General features: G+C 62.2%; 17 protein-coding genes. 5 read left to right on the top strand and 12 right to left on the bottom strand.

Annotated elements, in window-relative coordinates:
* The first annotated feature begins 49 nt into the window (after positions 1-49).
* Positions 50-1,921 (top strand): tetratricopeptide repeat protein, encoded by a 1,872-nt coding sequence (locus tag HDE80_RS01680; RefSeq protein ID WP_184667259.1) that lies wholly within the window; start codon positions 50-52, stop codon positions 1,919-1,921.
* A 103-nt stretch (positions 1,922-2,024) separates the two neighbouring features.
* Positions 2,025-2,999, top strand: a complete 975-nt coding sequence (locus HDE80_RS01675; protein WP_184667257.1) for an MBL fold metallo-hydrolase — start codon at positions 2,025-2,027, stop codon at positions 2,997-2,999.
* Between the two features lie 8 nt (positions 3,000-3,007).
* On the opposite strand, the gene HDE80_RS01670 is transcribed toward HDE80_RS01675, so the two are convergent.
* The 5 genes from HDE80_RS01670 to HDE80_RS01650 form a co-directional block, all read right to left on the bottom strand.
* Positions 3,008-4,204, bottom strand: coding sequence for an acyltransferase (locus tag HDE80_RS01670; protein ID WP_184667254.1), 1,197 nt, complete (start codon positions 4,202-4,204; stop codon positions 3,008-3,010).
* The gene (locus tag HDE80_RS01665; protein ID WP_184667252.1) at positions 4,197-4,946 is read right to left on the bottom strand and encodes a queuosine precursor transporter; all 750 of its coding nucleotides are present in this window, start codon (positions 4,944-4,946) and stop codon (positions 4,197-4,199) included. The genes HDE80_RS01670 and HDE80_RS01665 overlap by 8 nt, the downstream gene beginning before the upstream one ends.
* A 126-nt stretch (positions 4,947-5,072) precedes the next feature.
* A complete protein-coding gene (locus HDE80_RS01660) occupies positions 5,073-5,357 on the bottom strand; it encodes a DUF427 domain-containing protein (RefSeq protein ID WP_184667250.1) in 285 nt (94 codons plus the stop codon).
* On the bottom strand, positions 5,350-5,886 hold the full coding sequence (gene def, locus HDE80_RS01655; RefSeq protein WP_184667248.1) for a peptide deformylase: 537 nt from the start codon (positions 5,884-5,886) through the stop codon (positions 5,350-5,352). Before def ends, HDE80_RS01660 begins: the two co-directional genes overlap by 8 nt.
* A 121-nt stretch (positions 5,887-6,007) precedes the next feature.
* Positions 6,008-6,817, bottom strand: coding sequence for a DUF4197 domain-containing protein (locus HDE80_RS01650; protein ID WP_184602002.1), 810 nt, complete (start codon positions 6,815-6,817; stop codon positions 6,008-6,010).
* Positions 6,818-6,988: 171 nt separating this feature from the next.
* On the opposite strand from HDE80_RS01650, the gene HDE80_RS01645 reads away from it, so the two are divergent.
* The 3 genes from HDE80_RS01645 to HDE80_RS01635 are packed head-to-tail and all read left to right on the top strand — an operon-like array spanning position 6,989 to position 10,230.
* Positions 6,989-9,073 carry a carbon starvation CstA family protein gene (locus HDE80_RS01645; protein WP_184667247.1) on the top strand — a complete coding sequence of 695 codons (2,085 nt, stop codon included), beginning with the start codon at positions 6,989-6,991 and terminating at the stop codon, positions 9,071-9,073.
* 12 nt (positions 9,074-9,085) lie between these two features.
* Positions 9,086-9,295 carry a YbdD/YjiX family protein gene (locus tag HDE80_RS01640; RefSeq protein ID WP_184667245.1) on the top strand — a complete coding sequence of 70 codons (210 nt, stop codon included), beginning with the start codon at positions 9,086-9,088 and terminating at the stop codon, positions 9,293-9,295.
* A gap of 26 nt (positions 9,296-9,321) precedes the next feature.
* Entirely contained in the window at positions 9,322-10,230 is a 909-nt protein-coding gene (locus HDE80_RS01635; protein ID WP_184667243.1) for an alpha/beta hydrolase, read from the top strand.
* Positions 10,231-10,272: 42 nt separating this feature from the next.
* Here the strand turns inward: HDE80_RS01635 and HDE80_RS01630 are convergent, their stop codons facing one another.
* The 7 genes from HDE80_RS01630 to iadA form a co-directional block, all read right to left on the bottom strand.
* Positions 10,273-10,701 (bottom strand): nuclear transport factor 2 family protein, encoded by a 429-nt coding sequence (locus tag HDE80_RS01630; protein WP_184667242.1) that lies wholly within the window; start codon positions 10,699-10,701, stop codon positions 10,273-10,275.
* Between the two features lie 132 nt (positions 10,702-10,833).
* Positions 10,834-12,006 carry a VWA domain-containing protein gene (locus tag HDE80_RS01625; protein ID WP_184667240.1) on the bottom strand — a complete coding sequence of 391 codons (1,173 nt, stop codon included), beginning with the start codon at positions 12,004-12,006 and terminating at the stop codon, positions 10,834-10,836.
* A 12-nt stretch (positions 12,007-12,018) separates the two neighbouring features.
* A complete protein-coding gene (locus tag HDE80_RS01620; RefSeq protein WP_184667239.1) occupies positions 12,019-12,864 on the bottom strand; it encodes a MoxR family ATPase in 846 nt (281 codons plus the stop codon).
* Positions 12,865-13,079: 215 nt separating this feature from the next.
* A complete protein-coding gene (locus HDE80_RS01615) occupies positions 13,080-14,846 on the bottom strand; it encodes a Mur ligase family protein (protein WP_345776392.1) in 1,767 nt (588 codons plus the stop codon).
* 61 nt (positions 14,847-14,907) lie between these two features.
* A complete protein-coding gene (cphA, locus tag HDE80_RS01610; protein ID WP_184667237.1) occupies positions 14,908-17,703 on the bottom strand; it encodes a cyanophycin synthetase in 2,796 nt (931 codons plus the stop codon).
* Between the two features lie 56 nt (positions 17,704-17,759).
* Positions 17,760-18,650, bottom strand: coding sequence for a cyanophycinase (locus tag HDE80_RS01605; RefSeq protein WP_255483532.1), 891 nt, complete (start codon positions 18,648-18,650; stop codon positions 17,760-17,762).
* A gap of 123 nt (positions 18,651-18,773) precedes the next feature.
* Positions 18,774-19,949: a beta-aspartyl-peptidase gene (iadA, locus tag HDE80_RS01600; protein ID WP_184667235.1), complete on the bottom strand. Its 1,176-nt coding sequence runs from the start codon at positions 19,947-19,949 to the stop codon at positions 18,774-18,776.

Below are 19,949 nucleotides of genomic sequence, written 5' to 3'. Positions count from 1 at the left end.
AGGGGACATCTCAACCAGATGCGAGTGGCCTTGCACGAGAGGTTGTCTCATGACGCCTGGCATACCGCAGCGATTGACCCCAGCACAGCTGAAAGAGCTAGAGTCGGCTCATCAGTTGCTGCGGCAGGGCCACGCCGGTGATGCCCTCGCCTTGGTGCGACGGGTGGTGAAAGATGCCCCGCACTCGGCAGATGCCTTGCAGTTGCTTGCGATGTGCTTGGCCGACGTCGGGGACGTGGCGGGAGCGGAAGCGAGCTTCATGCATGCACTGGAACAGGCTCCGCACCACCCTGGCATCCTGTTCAATTTCGGCACTTGGCTGTGTCGTCAGGGGCGACGGCAAGCAGCAGTCGAAAGTTACCGCGCTGCCACTGTGGCTGAGCCTGGTTTCGTCGGCGCCTGGATCAGGCTTGGCACGATCATGCTGGAACTGGGTGACGTTACGCAGGCCGCCGGGGCATTCCAGCATGCGGTGAAATTGCAACCCGATGCGGCACATGCATGGCAGGGCTTGGGCAGGGCGCAGCAATCTCTGGGTGATCTCGATGCGGCAGCGGCAGCCTTGCGCAAGGCCACAATGCTTTCGCCGGGCGATAGCTCGCCGTGGATCGACCTAGGGACGACATTGCAATCGCTTGGGCATCTGGAAGAGGCCATGGCAAGTTTCGAGCAGGCCCGAAGACATGGTGCAACGAGTCCCGCCATTTCAAACGCCATCACTGGTCTGCTGGCGGATCTGGGGCGTACGGATGAAGCCATGGAACAAAGCCGGCGACTGGTGATCACACATCCAGATTTCGCTCCCGGGCAGGTGAAGCTCGCTCGATTGCTGTGGTCACATGATACGGAGCACGATGCCGAACACGATCCGTTCGCGATCATGCGCACCGCCGTGCGGCAACAACCGCGCAATCACGCCTTGCAAATAGAGTTCATCGGTCTGCTGATCGAGGCGCGCAAGAGTCAGGAAGCGCTTGATCTCGTGCGTGCAATGCGACGCTCGAACAGTGACGACCTGTTCCTTGTGTGGATGGAAGCCCTTGCATGCGATTCGCTGCAGCTGCGCGAACAAGCCAGCCGCTTGTATGCACAGGCCTACCCCGTACTTGGTTTGCGCAGCGCGGACTTCCTCAACGCCTATGCCCGCCATTCCTATGGGTCTGGCGACTGGGATGCGGTAACACGCTATGCGAATGAAGCGATCGTTCTGGATTCCACCAATCAGGAATCATGGGCCCACTTGGGCACCGCCTGGCGGCTGGCCGGCGACCCTCGCGAGTACTGGCTGATGGACTACGAACGACTGGTTGGCATGGTCGAGGTCGAACCCATGCCGTTGTTTGCCAGCCAGGCCGAGTCACTGGAAGCATTGAAGGCCACGCTGGATGGCATGCATCTGACAGGACGCGACCCACTCAACCAGAGCGTGCGCAACGGCTCTCAGACATCAGGGCATCTTTTTGCCAAGCCAGACCCCACGATCGCCATGGCCCGGGCCACACTGCAGGCGGCAACGGAACGTTGGCTGGCCTCTTTGCCGGTTGACCCAACGCACCCTTTCCTCGGAAGGAACAGTCACCGCGTGAGGATGGTGGGCTCCTGGTCAGTCAAGCTGCGATCGTCCGGACACCATGCCAACCACTTCCATCAAGAGGGCTGGATGAGCTCAGCCTTCTATGTATCACTGCCGCCATCGGTCAGTCAGGAAACCGGACAGGAAACCGGCTGCATCCAGTTTGGCCAGCCTGCCGTCGAACTGGGACTGGATCTATCACCGCGTCGGGTGATTCGTCCGAAGGCCGGACATCTGGCGCTGTTCCCCTCGTATATGTGGCACGGCACCGTACCCTTTCCAGATAACGAGCCCAGAATGACGCTTGCCTTCGACATGCAACCGGCGGCGACACGCAGCAAAGCGTGACCCCACCAAACCGATGACCTGCACGGCCTCTGCAACGTGCTATCGCTAAGCGATCCCCACGTCATTGCGCTACTGTCATCCGGTCTCCCGGATGACAAGTCCCATGCGCCAACCTTCCGATCACACCGATAGCTTCGATCCCTCGCGTCGACGCCTGCTGCTGGCCGGCGGTCTGGCTCTGGCCGCCGGCACGCTGCCGCTGCGCCTGATGGCGCAAGCCACCAACGCCAAGCCTCGCTCGCGTCTGATCCTGCTCGGCACCGCCGGCGGCCCCACGCCGAAGGCGGATCGATCCGCGCCGGCCAACGCCATTGTTGTCGACGGCGTGGTCTACGTGATCGATTGCGGCAACGGCGTGGCGCGCCAGATGGTAAAGGCCGGGCTCAATCTTGGCGCAATCCGCAACGTCTTCATCACCCATCAGCACTCCGACCACAACGCCGACTACGGCAACTTGTTGTGGCTCTCCTGGGCCGGTCCGCTGCATACACGCGTGGATACGTGGGGACCGCCGCCGCTCGCCGAGATGACGCGGTTGTTCCTGCAAATGAACGACTACGACATCCGCACGCGCATCACCGACGAGGGACGACAGCCCCTGGCACCGCTCATCGTGCCGCACGAACTCAGCGCAGCCGGCGTAGTGATGCAGGACGCACGCGTAAAAGTCACCGCCGCCCTGGTGCAGCATCCACCCGTCACGCCCGCGTTCGCCTATCGCTTCGACTGCCCGGATCGTTCCATCGTGTTCTCCGGCGACACGCGTCCCTCCGACAATCTGATAGCGCTGGCGCGCGGTGCCGACGTGCTGGTGCACGAAGTGATGTACCTGCCCGCACTGGAAAAGCTGATCGCCACCGAACCCAACGCCGCGCGACTGCGCGAACACCTGCTCGCCAGCCATACCACCACCGAGCAGGTCGGGCGCATCGCCACCGAAGCCGGCGTGAAGACACTCGTGCTTACCCATTTCGTACCGGGCGGCTATCCGCCCATCGCCGATGAGATATGGCGCAACGCGGTGGCCCCGCACTTTAAAGGGCGTCTGATCGTGGGACACGACCTGCTGGAAATCTGAGCTGCAGCTCAGGCGCTTTCGTTCACCTGCGCCAAGCGGATCGATGACTTCGCCGTGATCAGCCGTGCACGCAGCCACCGCTCGGATGGCTGGGACACATAGCGTTGCACCGCACGTCCAAGTAGCCAGCACAGCGGCAACGCCAGCAGATACCACAGAAAACCGAGCGTGACATCGCTGCCCATGGCCTTGTAAACATGCACCACGCCGTACACCACAAACATGTGGCTGAGATAGATCTCGTAGCTGAGCCTGCCCCACGAAGCCAGCCAGCCGAATCTGCGGACCCTCGATACGGGGCGCGCCTGCAGGGCAATCAGCATCAGCATCGCCGATACCGTAAGCAGCAGCAGGATGCTGTCACCGAAGATCGGCCAGAGAAAGCGGCCACCAAACATTTCCGCGATCATGCCGAGCGCGCCCACGACGATCAAAACGCGCGCCTGCGTCATCGAAAGCACCGGCCAGCGCCGCGCCAGCAGCGCGCCAATCACGCCAATCGCGATGGCTGACATGCCCGGCAGATATGCCTTCTCCTGCCAGATCTCGTTGTCCGTCAGCGCCGCGTGCGTCCACGGCATCGACACGGCCAGCAGCACCAGCAATGGTGCGAGTATCCAGACGCGGCGCGTGAGCAGGCAGACGATCGGAAAGCCGATATAGAACACCTCTTCGATTGACAGCGACCACAGCACGTCCCAGTTGCCCGGCAGGTAACCGGTCATGCCCTCGTACCAGTTCAGATGCAGGCCGAGCGCGGCCAGAACGGCGCGAGGTAGCGACTGCCCAGGACGATCAATGACGTAATCCTGTACGCCAAGCCCGTGCAGTGCGCTTAGCAAGGCCACCAGCAACAGCAGGCATGGCACGATGCGCGAGAAGCGCAGCGCATAGAAGGTCTTCATGTCGATTCGCGCCAGATCGCCCCAACGGCGCAGCGCGTTACCGGTAATCAGGAAACCCGATATCACGAAGAACACGAACACCGCTTCGTAGCCGTTGTAGTTCAGATCGGACAGAAAACGCGCCGGCAGCAAATCAGCCAGCGCGGTCTTCTTCAGCGGAATGCGAATGCCAATATGGTTGAAAATCACCAACACGATGGCCAGACCGCGCAGCAAATCGATGCCGACATTGCGCGGTGCGCTGGCCGGCACACCCGCATGCTCTGTCGCAAAGCGGCTCACTCTGACGACCTCACGCATGCGGCGCCTGCCCACCTTCATCGCGCAGGCTGAAGGGATTGAAGCGCGTGCCGTAATCGAAGGTATCCACGTTTTCAGTGCGCTTGAGCCAGCCAACCACGGCATAGGTCACCGGCGTCAGCACCACTTCGACCAGTACCTTCATGGTCCAGTTGAACAGAATCACTTTGACCAGGGTCGTGCTTTCCCAGATGCCATAGAAGGCGATCGGGTAGAAGGTGATGCTGTCGAAAGCCTGGCCGAACACGGTGGAGCCGATCGTGCGCGTCCACAGATGCCTGCCCTTGGTGAGGAGCTTGAGCCGAGCCATCACGAACGCATTGACGAAGTCGCCGACCCAGTAGCCGATCATCGAGGCCACCGCGATACGCGCGGTACCGCCGAAGACGGTCTCCAGCGCTGGCTGCAACTTTTGATTGAACGGCTCGGCGCCGCTGGGCGGCATGTGGATGACCACATACGACATCACCGTGGCGAAGATCATCGCGCCGAAGCCGGCCCAGATCGCGCGCCGCGCCCGTGCATAGCCGTACACCTCGGTCAGCACGTCACCGAAAATATAGCCGATCGGAAAGAACAGATTGCCGGTGCCGAAACTCAGTGCACCGATCCACGGCAGATCGATCACGCTGACCTTGGCCGGGCCGATCAGGTTGGAACACAACAGGACCGCGACCATGCCGGCAACCAGCATGTCGTAATAACGAAAGCCACGCGCAGGCGCGGCGCCGGACACATTCATCAGATCGCCCCAAAGAGTGATGGATGAAGCATACCCGGGGCGACGCGATGTTTACCTGGCTTTGATCAAAAGCTGCGATTGATGATCGACTTCAGCGACCCGCGACATATCGACTAGCACCAGAGATCAGACCACCTCGACCCCGTGCCAGAACGCCACGTGATCCTTGATCTCTTTCGCGGCCTCCTTCGGTTCAGGGTAATACCAGGCCGCGTTGGCGTTCACCTCGTCACCGACCAGCACGTCGTAATAGCTGGCCGTGCCTTTCCAGCCGCAGACCGTATGGTGATCGCTGCTGCGAAAGTTTTCCTTGTGCAGTGACTCGGCCGGAAAATAGTGGTTGTTCTCGACCACCACCGTATTGTCGCTCTCGGCCAGCACCACGCCTTTCCACAATGCACGCTTAGTCATCGGTCAACTCCTGTCCGGGGAACAGCACGTCGGTGTAGCCGAACTTGCTGAAATCGGTAATGCGGGTGGGATATAGACGGCCAATCAGATGGTCGCATTCGTGCTGCACCACGCGCGCATGAAAGCCTTCGGCAGTGCGCTCGATGCGCTCGCCTTTGGGATCGATGCCCTCATAGCGGATCAGGCTGAAGCGGCTCACCGCACCGCGCAGGCCAGGAACGGAGAGACAGCCTTCCCAGCCTTCTTCCATATCCTGCGACAGCGGAGTGATCACCGGATTGAGCAGGATCGTCTGCGGCACCGCCGGCGCATCAGGATAACGCTCGCTGCTCTCGAAACCGAAAATCACCAACTGCATGTCGACGCCGATCTGTGGCGCAGCCAGCCCCACGCCGCCGACCGAATGCATGGTCTCGAACATGTCGGCGATCAGCGTATCCAGCTCGGCGCTGCCGATTAGTGCTTCGGGCACCAGCGGCGCAATGCGTAGCAGGCGCTCGTCGCCCATCCTCAAAATCTCGTGAATCATGCAAGCCTCATCGTCTAAAACGCCCTCTTGACTTGATGTGGTCGCATCACGCGAATGCAAGTCAATGCGCCGGGTTCAGCCTCTACTCAAGCAGCATCGACGTTCAAAAAACGTTGTGGAGCTAATTGCCGCCAAACACCTTCTTCAGCAGGTCGGTGCTGCGCGCCGCGGGGTTCTGCCGAATCGACTGCTCCTCCTGGCCGATCATGGCAAACAGGCCATCCAGCGTTTTTGCGGTGACATAGTTGTCCAGATCGAGCGGGCTGCCGTCCGTGTTCGATTTGCCACCGCCGAACTTGCCCAATGCACCGCCCAAGCCACCGAGCGCACCGCCGCCACCGCCACTGCTTGCTGTGAATGCCTTGTACTTCTGCGTGACGCCGACGCTGTCGGTGGCTTGCGCCACGATCGGGTGGATCCGTGCGGTCAGCGCATCACCCGCCACGCGACGAAAGAAATCGGTGGCGGCATGATCACCGCCGGTGAGGATGCCGCGCGCATCGTCCAGCGTCATCTTGCGTATCGCGTCACCGAAGATGTCGGCAACCTGCGGCACGGCTTTTTCCGCTGCGCGATTAAGACTCAGCTGGAACGCATCAACCTTGGCACCCTGCCCCAGCTTGCGCGCCAGATTGCCGGCCTGCTCGAGCTTGCCCGGCAGTGGAATCCGCACGCTCGGGTTATTCGAGAATCCGCCTTCGTGGCCAAGGTTGTTGATCGCATTGGTGGTTCCCTTGGCCAGCGCCTCCTTGATGCCCGAGGCGATATCGCTGGTCGGCAGGTTGCTGCCCAGGTTCGATGATGACGAACCGTGCGCGGCCTGCTTTGCCTTATTGAGCAAATTATCCAACTGGCCAGCGCCGGCCGCGCTCAGCGACAGCGCAGCGCTACCAAGTACAACGCCGAACACACAACGGGCGAAAGTGCGCATGACGGACTCCTGCAAAGTGACGGTAGCGCCGAGTTTACGCATCAAACGGGATGACAGCACGCTTCCCGCGAGGCCATATCGATTGGCTGGAACCCCTAGAGAGCATTGCAGCATTGACCGCCGCCTCCAGCCCCGCGACTCTTGCATTCTCAGTCGCACGAGATAGCCTCCATGCCCGATTCTCTCAACACTCCCGATGCCCCAGTCACCATCGCCAGCCGCCTGCTGTGGGCGATCATCGCCGTGATCGGTGCGGTATGCCTCGGTGTGGTGGCCCTGCGTCGCGGCGAACCGGTGAACGCGATCTGGCTGGTAGCGGCGTCACTGGCGGTGTTCGCCATCGCCTACCGCTTTTACAGCCGCTTCATCGCCAGATTTGTGTTGCGCATGGATGCAACCCGCGCCACGCCGGCGGTGCTGCGCAACGACGGGCTGGACTATGTCCCGACGAACAAATGGGTAGTGTTCGGCCACCACTTCGCCGCCATTGCGGGTGCCGGCCCCCTGGTCGGTCCGGTACTGGCGGCACAGATGGGTTACCTGCCCGGCACCCTATGGATCCTGTTCGGCGTGGTGTTCGCTGGCGCAGTGCAGGATTTCATGATTCTCGCGCTATCGCTACGCCGCGACGGCCGCTCGCTCGGCCATATGTTGCGCGAGGAGCTTGGCCCGGCGCCCGGTGTGGTGGCTATGTTCGGCGTACTGGTGTTGATGATGATTGTGCTGGCGGTGCTGGCGCTGGTGGTGGTGAAAGCGCTCACGCACAGCCCATGGGGCACGTTTACCGTGGCTGCCACAATTCCCATCGCGCTACTGATGGGCATCTATCTGCGCTGGTTCCGACCGGGACGCATTCTGGAGGTGTCGTTGATCGGGCTGGCGCTGCTGCTGACCTCGATCGGCTACGGCGCACACGTCGCTGCATCACCGACGCTGGCGCCACTGTTCGACTTCGACGCCAAGGCGCTGGCATGGCTGCTGATCGCCTACGGCTTCTGTGCCTCGGTGCTGCCGGTGTGGCTGCTGCTGGCGCCGCGTGATTACCTCAGCACGTTCCTGAAGATCGGTACCATCGCGCTGCTGGCGCTGGCGATCTTCATCGCCGCGCCAACGCTGCAGATGCCGGCGGTGACGAAATTCATCGACGGCACAGGGCCGGTGTTTCAGGGCGGCCTGTTCCCATTCCTGTTTATCACCATCGCCTGCGGCGCCGTATCCGGCTGGCACGCGATCATCGCCTCGGGCACCACGCCCAAGCTGATCGGCAACGAGGGCGAAGCGCGACTGATCGGATACGGTGGCATGCTGATGGAAGCCTTCGTGGCGATCATGGCGCTGATCGCTGCCGCATCGCTGCATCCGGGCGTCTATTTCGCAATGAATGCGCCCGGTGCACTGATCGGCAGCACCGTGCAGAGTGCCGCCACTGCAATCAGCCAGATGGGTTTCGTGGTTACACCTGACGAGCTGTTACAGACCGCGAAAAACATCGGTGAAACCAGCATTCTCAGCCGCGCCGGCGGTGCGCCGACGCTGGCTGTCGGTATGGCGCAGCTGCTGCACAATATCCTGCCCGGCGGCGGCATGATGGCGTTTTGGTACCACTACGCGATCCTGTTCGAGGCACTGTTCATCCTCACCACCGTCGACGCCGGCACGCGTGTGGGCCGCTTCATGATCCAGGAGATCGCCGGTCTGATTCACAAGCCGCTGCAGGCCACCGAATCGTGGACTGGCAACCTGTTGGCCACCGTGATCTGCGTATCGCTCTGGGGTTACTTTTTGTATCAGGGCGCGGTCGATCCGCTTGGCGGCATCAATACGTTGTGGCCGTTGTTCGGCATCGCCAACCAGATGCTGGCGGCCATCGCACTGATGCTGGCGACCGTGGTCGTGGTGAAGCTCAAGCGCCAGCGTTACGTGTGGGTGCCTGGCATCCCCGCTGTGTGGCTGGTTACCTGCACGCTCACCGCTGGCTGGCAGAAGCTGGTCGGCCCGATCAGCTTCACGGCTGCCGCCACCAAATACACGCAGGCCGCGCAACAGAGTCATCTGCTGGCACCGGCGAAGACCGCCGCCGAGATGCAGCGCATCGTCACCAACAACCAGGTCGACGCCGCCCTCACCGGCCTGTTCATGCTGCTGATCGTGACCATGCTCGCCTTCTCGCTACGCGCGCTAGTCAAGGCGTGGCAAACCGAGAAGCCAACGGCGAACGAAGAACCCTACGTGGCACTCAACAGCGTGACGCACTGAAAGGATGCAACGATGACCCGATCAGCAATCACCACTGCCCTGCATCACGGCTGGAAACGCGCCGTGCAAACTGCCCGCCTGTGCTGTGGCGTGCCCGATTACGACGCGTATGTGCAGCACCTGCGCGAACAGCATCCAGAGCGCGCCGTGCCGAGCTACAAAGAATTTTTCCGCGAGCGACAAGTGGCGCGCTATCGCGGTACTGGCGGACGCTGCTGCTGATCGGGCGAATTGGATTGATGGATTCGATGGCGCCCTCCGACTTTTTCCCGCTGCCTGAGCTGCCGCAGGATCTGCAACGGCTCGAACAGTGGCTGTCCTCGCGTGAAGCGGCGCAACCGGGCATCCGTCCTGACAACCAGGCACGCATCGTATGGCACGATCCGTCGCGGCTCGAGCGGACGCGGTATAGCATCGTCTATCTGCACGGCTTCACCGCAAGCCAGGGCGAAGGCGATCCGCAGCATCGGCGCTTGGCCGAGGCGCTGCAGGGCAATCTCTACTTGCCACGACTACCAGGACATGGCCTGAGCGAGGACGGTGCGATGCGCGGCATCCGTGCCGAATACTGGATCGAAGCAGCCACCGAGGCGCTCGCGATCGGCCATACGCTGGGCGAGCAGGTCATCCTGGTCGGTACCTCCATGGGGGCCACCCTGGCCATCCAATTGGCAGCAGCACATCCGTCATCAGTGGCGGCCGTGTTGGCATGGTCGCCGGGTGTCCGCGTACGCGACCATTCGGCGTTGCAGGCGCTATGCGAACGCGGCGACGAAATCCTAACGCGCTCGCTGGATGCGTATCCACCGGAGCGTCGCCGCTACAGCAGCGCGGCGGCGCATGTGGACGGCTACCGGAGTCTTTACGCCCTGTTCCAGCGCATGCAGCCGGCGCTGTTCCGCCAGGTGCACGCACCTTTGTTTCTTGCCTGCTATTACAAAGACGAACAAGAGCAGGATCCGACCTCATCGGTAGCGGCGATGGACGAGATGTTCGACGCTCTGGGCACACCGTCAGAATGCAAGCTTCGACAAGCCTACGCCAATGCCTCGCATGTCATCGCCTCGCCCTGGCGCTCGGCTGAGGCGGAACGGGTATACCAGGACAGTCTGGATTTCCTGCGACGCGTCCTCAATGTAACGGCCGAACCGAGCTAACTGTAGGCGGCTGCTACTTTTCGTCGCCTCATTCCTTCGGCCTCATTTCGGCGGCGGGAACCACATATTCAAAATCTTGCCGTTGCGCACCTCATAGACCGCCACCGCCTCAGGCTTGCCCTTCTCCGCAGGCAGACCAAGCGCGCGCTCGTGATCGACCACGATTGGCCCGCTGACGATGCGCTTGACGATCTCCACATGGAAATCCTTCGGCGATGTGCGCAGGAAGGCATAAGCGTCCCTGAGCGCAGGAAGACCGTTGCGCACTGGCCGTTTGCCAGCGAGGTCCACGATGGCGACATTGTCGGCAAAGCACGCGGCGAAGGCCTCGATATCGTGCGCATTGAACGCATCGACCTCGGCCTGCACGACGTGTTCGGGATCGGTGGATGTGCCACAGGCGGCCATGGCCTGCAATGACAGCAGACTCAATGGCAAAGCCAACCAGACGATGGAGCAGAACTTCGGCATAGAGTCTCCGGGGATGCAGGTAGTAAAGACATGGACGATGCCCGTGGATTATTGCCACGCACAAATAGCTCCCGATACGGATTACGAAAATACTTTGAGTCGTTCTTCAGAAACGTCTAACCGGCCATCAGCTCAGCGCACCAGTTCCCGCATCGCCAGCTCAATCCCTTTGGGCGTCAACTCGAACATGCGCGGGCCGAGCAGTTCGGTGATCAGACGGTTGGAAACGGTGTAATCCCAGCTGTTCATCGGCATCGGGTTGAGCCACGCAAGGCGTGGGAATTTGGTGGCCATCCGCTGTAACCACACGGCACCAGATTCGGCGTTATTGTGCTCAACGCTGCCGCCGGAGTGGGTGATTTCGTAGGGCGCCATGGCGGCATCGCCAACGAAGATCAGCCGCGTGTCGGGTGGATGAGTGCGCAGCACTTCCAGCGTGTCGATGCTGTTGCTGTACGTTCCGCCATCGCCTTGCCACAAGCGCTCGTACACGCAGTTATGGAAGTAGTAATGCGTCAGCCGCTTGAACTCGCCGCGCGCGGCGGTGAACAGCTGTTCACAGGTGTGCACGTGGTCATCCATCGAACCGCCGATATCGAGCAACAGCAGCACCTTGATCGCGTTACGGCGCTCTGGCCGCATCTTGACGTTAAGCAGGCCGGCGTCGCGCGCGGTGGCGTTGATGGTGCCACCAAGATCGAACTCTTCCTGCGCACCCTGCCGCGCGAAGCGGCGCAATCGGCGCAAGGCCATCTGCAGGTTGCGCACGCCCAGCTCGGCATCGTCGGCGAGCCCGCGGAATTGGCGCTTGTCCCATACCTTGACCGCGCTGCGATTGCCGCCCTGGCCAACGCGGATACCTTCCGGGTGATAGCCGCCCGAACCGAACGGGCTGGTGCCGCCGGTACCGATCCAGCGGTTGCCGCCGGCGTGACGTTCTTTCTGTTCCGCAAGACGCTGGCGAAACGCTTCCATCAACGCGTCCAGGCCGCCGAGTTTCTCGATCTGCGCTTTTTCCTCGTCACTGAATTGGCGCATGAAGTCACGCCGTAGCCACTCGTCGGGAATCAGCGCATCGGGCGTCAGCGGTTCGGTGACGACGCCCTGCCACCACGCGCCGAACGCTTGGTCGAAGCGGTCGTAATGGCGCTCATCCTTGACCCAGATCAACCGTGTCAGTTCGTAAAAGTCGTCCTGGTCGGCAAATGCCAGATGCGCCTGCAGCGCACTGTGCAGGTCGAGCAGTTCACGCAAGCTCACCGGCACGCCAGCCGCCCGCACTGCATTGAACAGACCGATCAACATGCGCCATCGACCTCAGCGCGACTGACGACGGTGCATGAAGGCCAGCCGCTCCAGCAGCTGCACGTCCTGCTCGTTCTTGATCAGCGCGCCATATAGCGGCGGTATGGCCTTGCCGGGATCACGCTCGCGCAGCGCCGACGCAGGGATGCGATCGGCCAGCAGCAGTTTGAGCCAGTCGATCAGCTCCGACGTCGACGGCTTTTTCTTGATGTTAGGCACGTCGCGCAGTTGGAAGAACATCGCCAGCGCTTTATCGACCAGCGCCTTCTCGATGTCGGGGAAATGCACGGCCACGATCTGCTGCAGTGTTTCCGCATCCGGGAAGGCGATGTAGTGGAAGAAGCAGCGACGCAGGAACGCATCCGGCAGCTCCTTCTCGTTGTTGGAGGTGATGATGATGATCGGGCGATGGCGGGCGCTGATGGTTTCGTCGGTCTCGTAGACGTAGAACTCCATGCGGTCGAGTTCCTGCAACAGGTCGTTGGGAAACTCGATGTCGGCCTTGTCGATCTCGTCGATCAACAGCACCACGCGCTCGCCCGACTCGAAGGCCTCCCACAGCTTGCCCTTGCGCAGATAGTTGCGCACGTCGTGCACACCTTCCACGCCCAACTGTGAATCGCGCAAGCGACTCACCGCGTCGTATTCATACAGGCCCTGCTGCGCCTTGGTGGTGGACTTGATGTGCCAGGTGATCAGCCGCGTCTGCAGCGAGCGCGCCAGCTCCTCGGCCAGCAAGGTCTTACCCGTGCCCGGCTCGCCCTTGATCAGCAGCGGACGCTGCAAGGTGATGGCCGCATTGACCGCAAGACTGAGGTCGGCGGTGGCGACGTAGGTGTCGGTGCTGTGGAAAGTCATGGGGTCGGGTGTCGATGGGGGCTTGTATACAAGGGTAGCTCAGGCACGTGAGCGTGATGTTGTAGGTTGGGATGAGCAACGCGACAGTGAAGGCATAATGCCGGAACGAACATTCGTGAAACGAATGGCCCGAAGGGCGAGCCGCAAGAGCGGCTCGTAATCCCAACGCGTCGGCGATAGCCGTGTAGGTCAGGCGGAACGCAGCGAACCCCAACCTACGGGAGCGGCGTGCCCGCCAACCAATCCGTTGCCTGAAGCTGGTCAAGCAACGCCACGACCGCCTGTCGCGCCTGCGTGCCATGCGTGGGTAGCACCAGCAGATCGCCGTCTTGTGCCCAGTTCAGCAGACCGCGCACGGCATCGATTTCGTCGAGGCTGTCGACGATGGTGTCGGCGGACATGGCCTGGCGCAGGAGTTCGGCACGCAGGATGTCGGTCACATCGCCTGGCTGACGACCACGCAGCATACCTTCGATGTCCTTGAGCACGACACGCTGGGGATTGAAGCTGGCGGTGACGGCCGCGAGTTCGCAAATCTCGGCGTCTTCGCGATTACCGGCCTGGCCAAGTACGAGGCCAAGTCGCCCGCTGCTGCCGGCGCTCATCGCCACACCCAGCAGACCGCGCAGGCCTTCGGGGTTGTGCGCGTAGTCGACGAAGACCTGCAGCTGGCCGAACTTCCAATGTTGAAGGCGACCGGGATTGTCGGCGTGAGTGCTGCCGAAGCGTGCCAGTACCTTGCCGATGGTGTCGGCCGGGATGCCCAGCGCCGTAGCGGCCAGCGCGGCAGCAGAGATATTGGCGACGTTGTAGGTGGCGCTACCGACAAAACTGAGCGGCATGTCGGCAACGATGCCCAGATCGTGATCGATGCCCTGATGGAACAGACGCAGATGACCATCGCGCACGCCGCAAGTGCTGCCGCCCCGTTCGCGATGAGCAAGCAACAGCCGATGAGTGTCGTCGAGCGAAAACCATGCGAGCGGCGCAACGATCGTTTCGGCATGTTTTACCAGCATGGCATCGTCAGCATTGAGCACCAGCAGGCCATCGTGCCCCAGCACGCGAGCGACGGTGAGCTTGACCTCAGTGAGATCGTCGAGATTATGGATGCCGTATTCACCGAAGTGATCGTCGCTGACGTTGGTGACTACGGCCACGTTTGCACGCTGCACGGCGAGGCCGCGGCGCAGGATGCCACCGCGCGCGGTTTCCAGAATGGCCGCTTCGACGGTCGGCTGGCGCAGTACTTCGCGCGCGCCGGCCGGGCCGGAAAAGTCGCCGGTGTCGATCGCTTGGCCATCGATAAACACGCCATCGGTGCAGCTGTGACCAGCATGCCAACCGTGTGCGCTGGCCATCGCTGCCAGCAGCCGCACGGTCGTGGTCTTGCCGTTGGAGCCAGTAACCACGGCAACAGGAATATCGTGCAGCGATGGCCAGTCCACCGCAGTGACAATGGGCAGTTCCGAGATCGGCCAGACACGCGAGCCGATACCTTCGCCAATCGACAATGCATCCTCATCCGCCAGCGCAGCGATTCCACGTGCTCCGGCGGCGCGTACTAGAGCCAACAATTCGGGGCGACGTTCGGCGGCTACAAATGCCCGCAACGTGTGGAAAGCGGAATCGTTATCCCACGTCGCCGGATGGCCCGGCGCATGCAGGCCAACGTTCACCGCGGACGCGTCGGCCAGCGTGGCCAGCCACGCCCACTCGTTGACCTCGGTGGCGCTGTAGAGCTGGTCGACCGGCGCCTCGAAGGCCAGCGCGGCACCACCGACGTGCTGACGTTCGAACAGTGGCGCGTGCGGCCAACCGAGTGCATCGCGGGCTAACGAGACCTGCTTGCGCCACGCACGCACCAGTGCTTCATCAGGCGGCACACCGAGCGTTTCGAGTACCGCACCGGTCCCGGCAAAATACAGGTTGATACCGGTGAGCCGCCGCGAGTCCTCGAACGGCATAGGCTCAGATGACACCGGTGTAGACGCCGTGGAAGTAAAAACTGCCGGATCGGAAGGTTCAATCGCAGGCATCGAATTAGTCGTCGCTCTCGCGCGAGAAGCGCACGCCGCGCTCGTCGCGCACCACGTCACCGAGATCGGCAAAGCTCGATTCGTCGAAAACCGACTCGCCGATCACGGATACCACAGCACTCGTGGCGGACTCCGCGCGAACTTCTGGCGCACCCTCGGACCGAAACTTGATGATCTGCTTCCACGAACGCACCAGCGCATCGGCGAAGATCAGCAACAGATCGCCGTGGCGACCCATATGCAGCGCGGCGTCGATGGCCTTCTGTTCGTCCGGGATGATCGAGATAGCTTCGTCGGGTATGCCGGCCGCCTGTAGCGCACGCGCCAGGATGCCCGGCACCTCGTCGCCATCGCGGCCGCGCAGTGAATCGTCGCGACGGCAGATGTAGTGATCGAAGCGGCCGGCCACCGCGTTGGCGATGGCGACCAGATCCTCGTCGCGGCGATCGCCAGGTCCACAGATCACCACGATGCGCCGACCGGTGACATCGAGCCGCTGCGCAAGATCGGCCATCACCGATACCGCGTGCGCGTTGTGGCCGTAGTCGAACAGCACCTTGAACGGATGCTCGCTGTACACGTTCATGCGACCCGGCGCCTGGAAGAACGTGGTGTCGAACGTGCGCAAACCTTGACGGATCGCATCGAGCTTGATGCCCAGCGAGAACGCCATCGACGCGGCAACCATGGCGTTCTGCACGTTGTGCAATGCGCGGCCTTCCATCGTCGCCGGAATCAGGTGCGTCCACAGCAACGGGATGTGGCTACCCTTGTCGTATAGCGTGATCATCGAACCATTGACGCCCGCCTCCAGCGCGCAAGCGCGGCCGCCAGCGCGTACGTGTTCGCGCACCAGCGCGTGCGAGGGGTTCATGGTGACGTAGCAGATCACCTTGGCGTCGGTGTAGCCGGACATTTTCAGCACCAGCGGATCGTCCGCGTTGAGCACGGCGCAATCGGTGGCGACCTCGACGACAATCCGCTTGACCTCGGCCAGCTGCTCCAGCGTATCGATGCCCTTGAGCCCCAAATGATCGGACTGCACGTTGAGCACCGCGCCCACATTGACCTTGGGCACACCCATGCCGGCACGGATCAGACCGCCGCGAGCGGTCTCCAGAATGGCGATATCGATCTGTGGATCGGACAGCACCATACGCGCGGAGACCGGCCCGGTCATGTCGCCTTCGACCGTGCGCTGACCGTCGATGTAAACACCATCGGTAGTCGTCAGTCCGGGCGTATACGCGGCCATCTTGGTGATGTGCGCCAGCATGCGCGCCGTGGTGGTCTTGCCGTTTGTACCGGTGATCGCCGCAATCGGCACCTGCGAAGGCGTGCCCGGCGGAAACAGCATATCGATCACCGGGCCGGCCGCATCTCGCGGCGAGCCTTCGCTGGGGCTGACATGCATGCGGAAGCCCGGCGCGGCGTTGACCTCGCAGATGCCACCGCCGATGGTCTTGTAGCTCTCGGCAATATTGGTGGTGAGGAAATCCACGCCGCCGACGTCCAGGCCAATGGCCCGAATAGCCCGTACGGCCATATCGCGATTGTCGGGATGGATGATGTCGGTGACATCGGTCGCCGTGCCGCCGGTGGAGAGGTTGGCAGTGGAGCGCAGAAAGACCGTCTCGTCGGCCTTCGGTATCGACTCGGCCGTGTAGCCGACACGCTCCATCATCATCTCCGCCTGTGCGTCGAGCACCAGCCGAGTCAGCACCTTCTCGTGACCGACGCCGCGGCGTGGATCGGCATTCACTGCATCGACCAGCTGCACAATCGTGTGCGTGCCGTCACCGATCACATGGCCAGGCGTACGGCGCGTAGCGGCCACCAGTTCGCCGTTGACTACCAGCAGACGATGATCGTCGCCGCTGAGAAAATTCTCCACAATCACCGAACGCGAAATTTCGCGCGCCTCGTTGAAGCCGGCGATGATTTCCTCGTCAGTCATTAGATGGATCGAGATGCCGCGACCGTGGTTGCCGTTGAAAGGTTTCGTCACCACCGGTACGCCAAGCCGGCGTGCGGCGCGTAGCGCGCCATCCTCGCTGGTGACCAGCTCCTGCTTCGGCACCGGCAGGCCGAGGGTGGCGAGGATCTTGTTGGTCTCTTCCTTGTCGCTGGCCAGCTCGACCGCGATATGCGGCGTGCGGCCGGTGACCGTGGCCTGGATGCGCTGCTGGTATTTGCCATGGCCAAGCTGCACCAGCGACTGGCCGTTCAAACGCAGCCACGGAATGCAGCGCTCTTCGGCGGCACGCACCAGCGAAGCGGTCGATGGCCCCAGCGCACGGCGCTGCGCATAGCGGATGAACTCATCGCGTGCCGTCGGCCACTCCCAGCCTTCCGGCACGCTACCACGCGTTCGCAGTTCTTCGGGCAGCAATGACGAAAGCAGGCGCAGCGCGAGTTCGCCCGCCGCGATGCCCTCCTCCTTCTGTGCGTACTCATAGACCACGGAATACACGCCGGGCTTGTCGACGCTGCGGGTCTTGCCAAAAGTCACGTCTTCACCGGCGACGTTCTGCAGTTCGATCGCCACGTGTTCGAGCACATGGCCGAGCCAGGTGCCGTCGCCTTCGCGCATGCGGCGGATAAAGCCGCCTGGCTCGCGATACGAACAACCGTGTTCGGCCAGGCCTGGCAGCGCGGAAATCAGTCCATCGACGAAAGCCGCACCAAGACGGCCGGTCGGCCATTGCTCCAGCTCACCCAGATCCAGCTCGAGCCGGATAACCGGAAAATGCGCATACAGCGACGGACCGACAAAAACAGAGCGTTCCAGAATGCGCATGGGGTTTCCTTGGAAGATTGAATGGGCTACGGCGGTCTCGCTGGGTCGTGCTTGGGTCAGTCGCTTTTTTTCGGAGTAGCCAGCGTACCTGCCGAGGCGTGGCGCGTCTGCATGTTGAAGGTGGCGCCAGCAATCAGCACGTGAATAGTGACGCCAAGCATGCACACCGGATCGTGCTCGCCAGCCTGCGCCATCGAGGAAAACTGCAGGTTGCCCGCGTCCAGCACAGTGACCGAGCCGCTGCCTTCGACTTCGACCGTGTTGTCCGGGCGGATAAACGCCGCGGTGTCCTCATCCAGGCCGATGCCCACGGCATAGGGGTTGTACGCCAGTGCAGCCATCAACCGGCCCAACCGGTCGCGCTGGCTGAAATGCTGGTCGATGATGAAACGGTTGGTCAGGCCCAGCCCTGGCGCCAGCCGCACGCTGCCAGCGGTAGGCGAGAGACCTTCCTTGCCGAAGGCGATCATGTGTTCGCTGAGAATGCTCGCCCCTGCACTGGTGCCACCCACATGCACGCCACGCGCGTTCAAGGCACGTATGCGCTGCGCCACCGGCGTACCACCCAACATCGTCGACAGGCGCAACTGATTGCCGCCGGTAAAAAAGATACCGGTCGCTTGATCAAGCCGCGCAAGGCGATTCTTTTCCTCGGTATCGCGGCGCATGTCGAAGTCGAGCACACCGACCTCGCCCACGCCCAATCCGGTAAACAGTTTTTCGTAGCGCTCGCCCGTATCGGCCAACTGACTGGCCGTGGGAATCACCACGATATTGGCATCGCTGCCACCGCACAACTCGACGAATCGCTTGAGTATCCGTGGGTCGTTTTCTTTTTCTTCCGCACCACCAATTGGCACGATCCAGCCTCGCTGCTCCCCTTCCACCACCCTGCTGGGACTCATCCTGCCCTCATCGATTTCGTTCTCGTCTTTATTTGGAGTCATGGGTTCTCTGAGTCTCTGGGATCAATGGAGTTAGCCCATCAATCGTGACGCATCGAACGTCGGTTAAATGTTCATGGCGCACGATTGCGCCCTGCAGATAGTGCGACAACGCACGTTGTGCCGTTATGTCGACGTATCCTCGAACGTGCCGTGGTGTTTGATGTGTCCGTCGCGCACATGCACCACGCCGCGAGCGATGACATCGTGCGCAGCGCCCGCATCGTCCAGCGCCACCAGATCGGCATCCGCACCGACGCCGATGCGCCCCTTCGACACCAACCGCAGCAGCCGTGCCGGGTTGCTGGTGAACGCCGGCAGCGCGCGCTCCAGCGATACGCCGCGTGCGACAACTTCATTTAGGGTTTCCAACAGCGCACCCGATTCGCCCACACCCATGCGACAGACGTGGCCATCGGCATCAAAGGTCGGCAGGCAGCCACCGGCATCGGAACTCACCGTAATGCGCTCGGCCGGTGCATCGCTGTCGAGATAGCGCAGCAGCGCATCGGCGGCGCTCCATGCGTCTTCACCCTCTTCCACCGGAAACGCGGTGAGGTCGATCGTGCAGCCGTGCGCGGTGAGCGCCAGCGCCTCGTCGAACAATCCCTTGCGCCGATTGACGTGGGTGGGATGAAACACACGCGGCGGCAGCTCGCTTTTTTCCAGCGCCTGGCGCACCAGATCGAGCCCGCGCAATCCGTCACCGAGATGCAGATGCAGCACGCCGGCTTTGCCGGTCATCAGGCCGGCAACATGCGCGTCGGAAGCCAGCCGCATCAGCTCGTCCAGCGTGGGCTGGCTGGAGCGGTGATCGCTGATCGCCACTTCACCGATGCCGATCAATGCCTCGATAAACACCAGATCGCCGCGCACACTGCCAGTCAGCGTCTGCGGCGGCACGTGATAGCCGCCAGTGAACGCCAGCGCGCTCAGCCCTTCCTCACGCAGCGCATAGACGGTCGCCAGCAGATCGCGCGGCCCGCGGGCGACATCGTCGGTACCGAGCAAGCCCACCACCGTGGTGATGCCAGCGCGGGTGAAACGCGACACGCCAACCGGCGGAACGCGCGTACGAAAACCTGCCTCGCCACCACCGCCAGTGACATGCACGTGCGCATCGATAAAGCCGGGAATCAGCCGGCGGCCTTGCAAATCGATCGTGTCTACAGACAGTGCGGCCGGTAAATCGGCCAGCTGCGTGCCCATCCACAGAATGCGTCCACCGCCCAGCAGCAGATGCTGCAGGCCCAGCGGTTCGGGCGCATAGACCTGCGCATTTCTCAGAAGCAGAAGATTCAT

Origin of the sequence: Rhodanobacter sp. A1T4, assembly GCF_014207185.1 — a bacterium.
Lineage (GTDB): Bacteria > Pseudomonadota > Gammaproteobacteria > Xanthomonadales > Rhodanobacteraceae > Rhodanobacter.
Note: the sequence above shows the minus strand (reverse complement) of the source record. Positions and strands in the feature narration are given on the sequence as shown.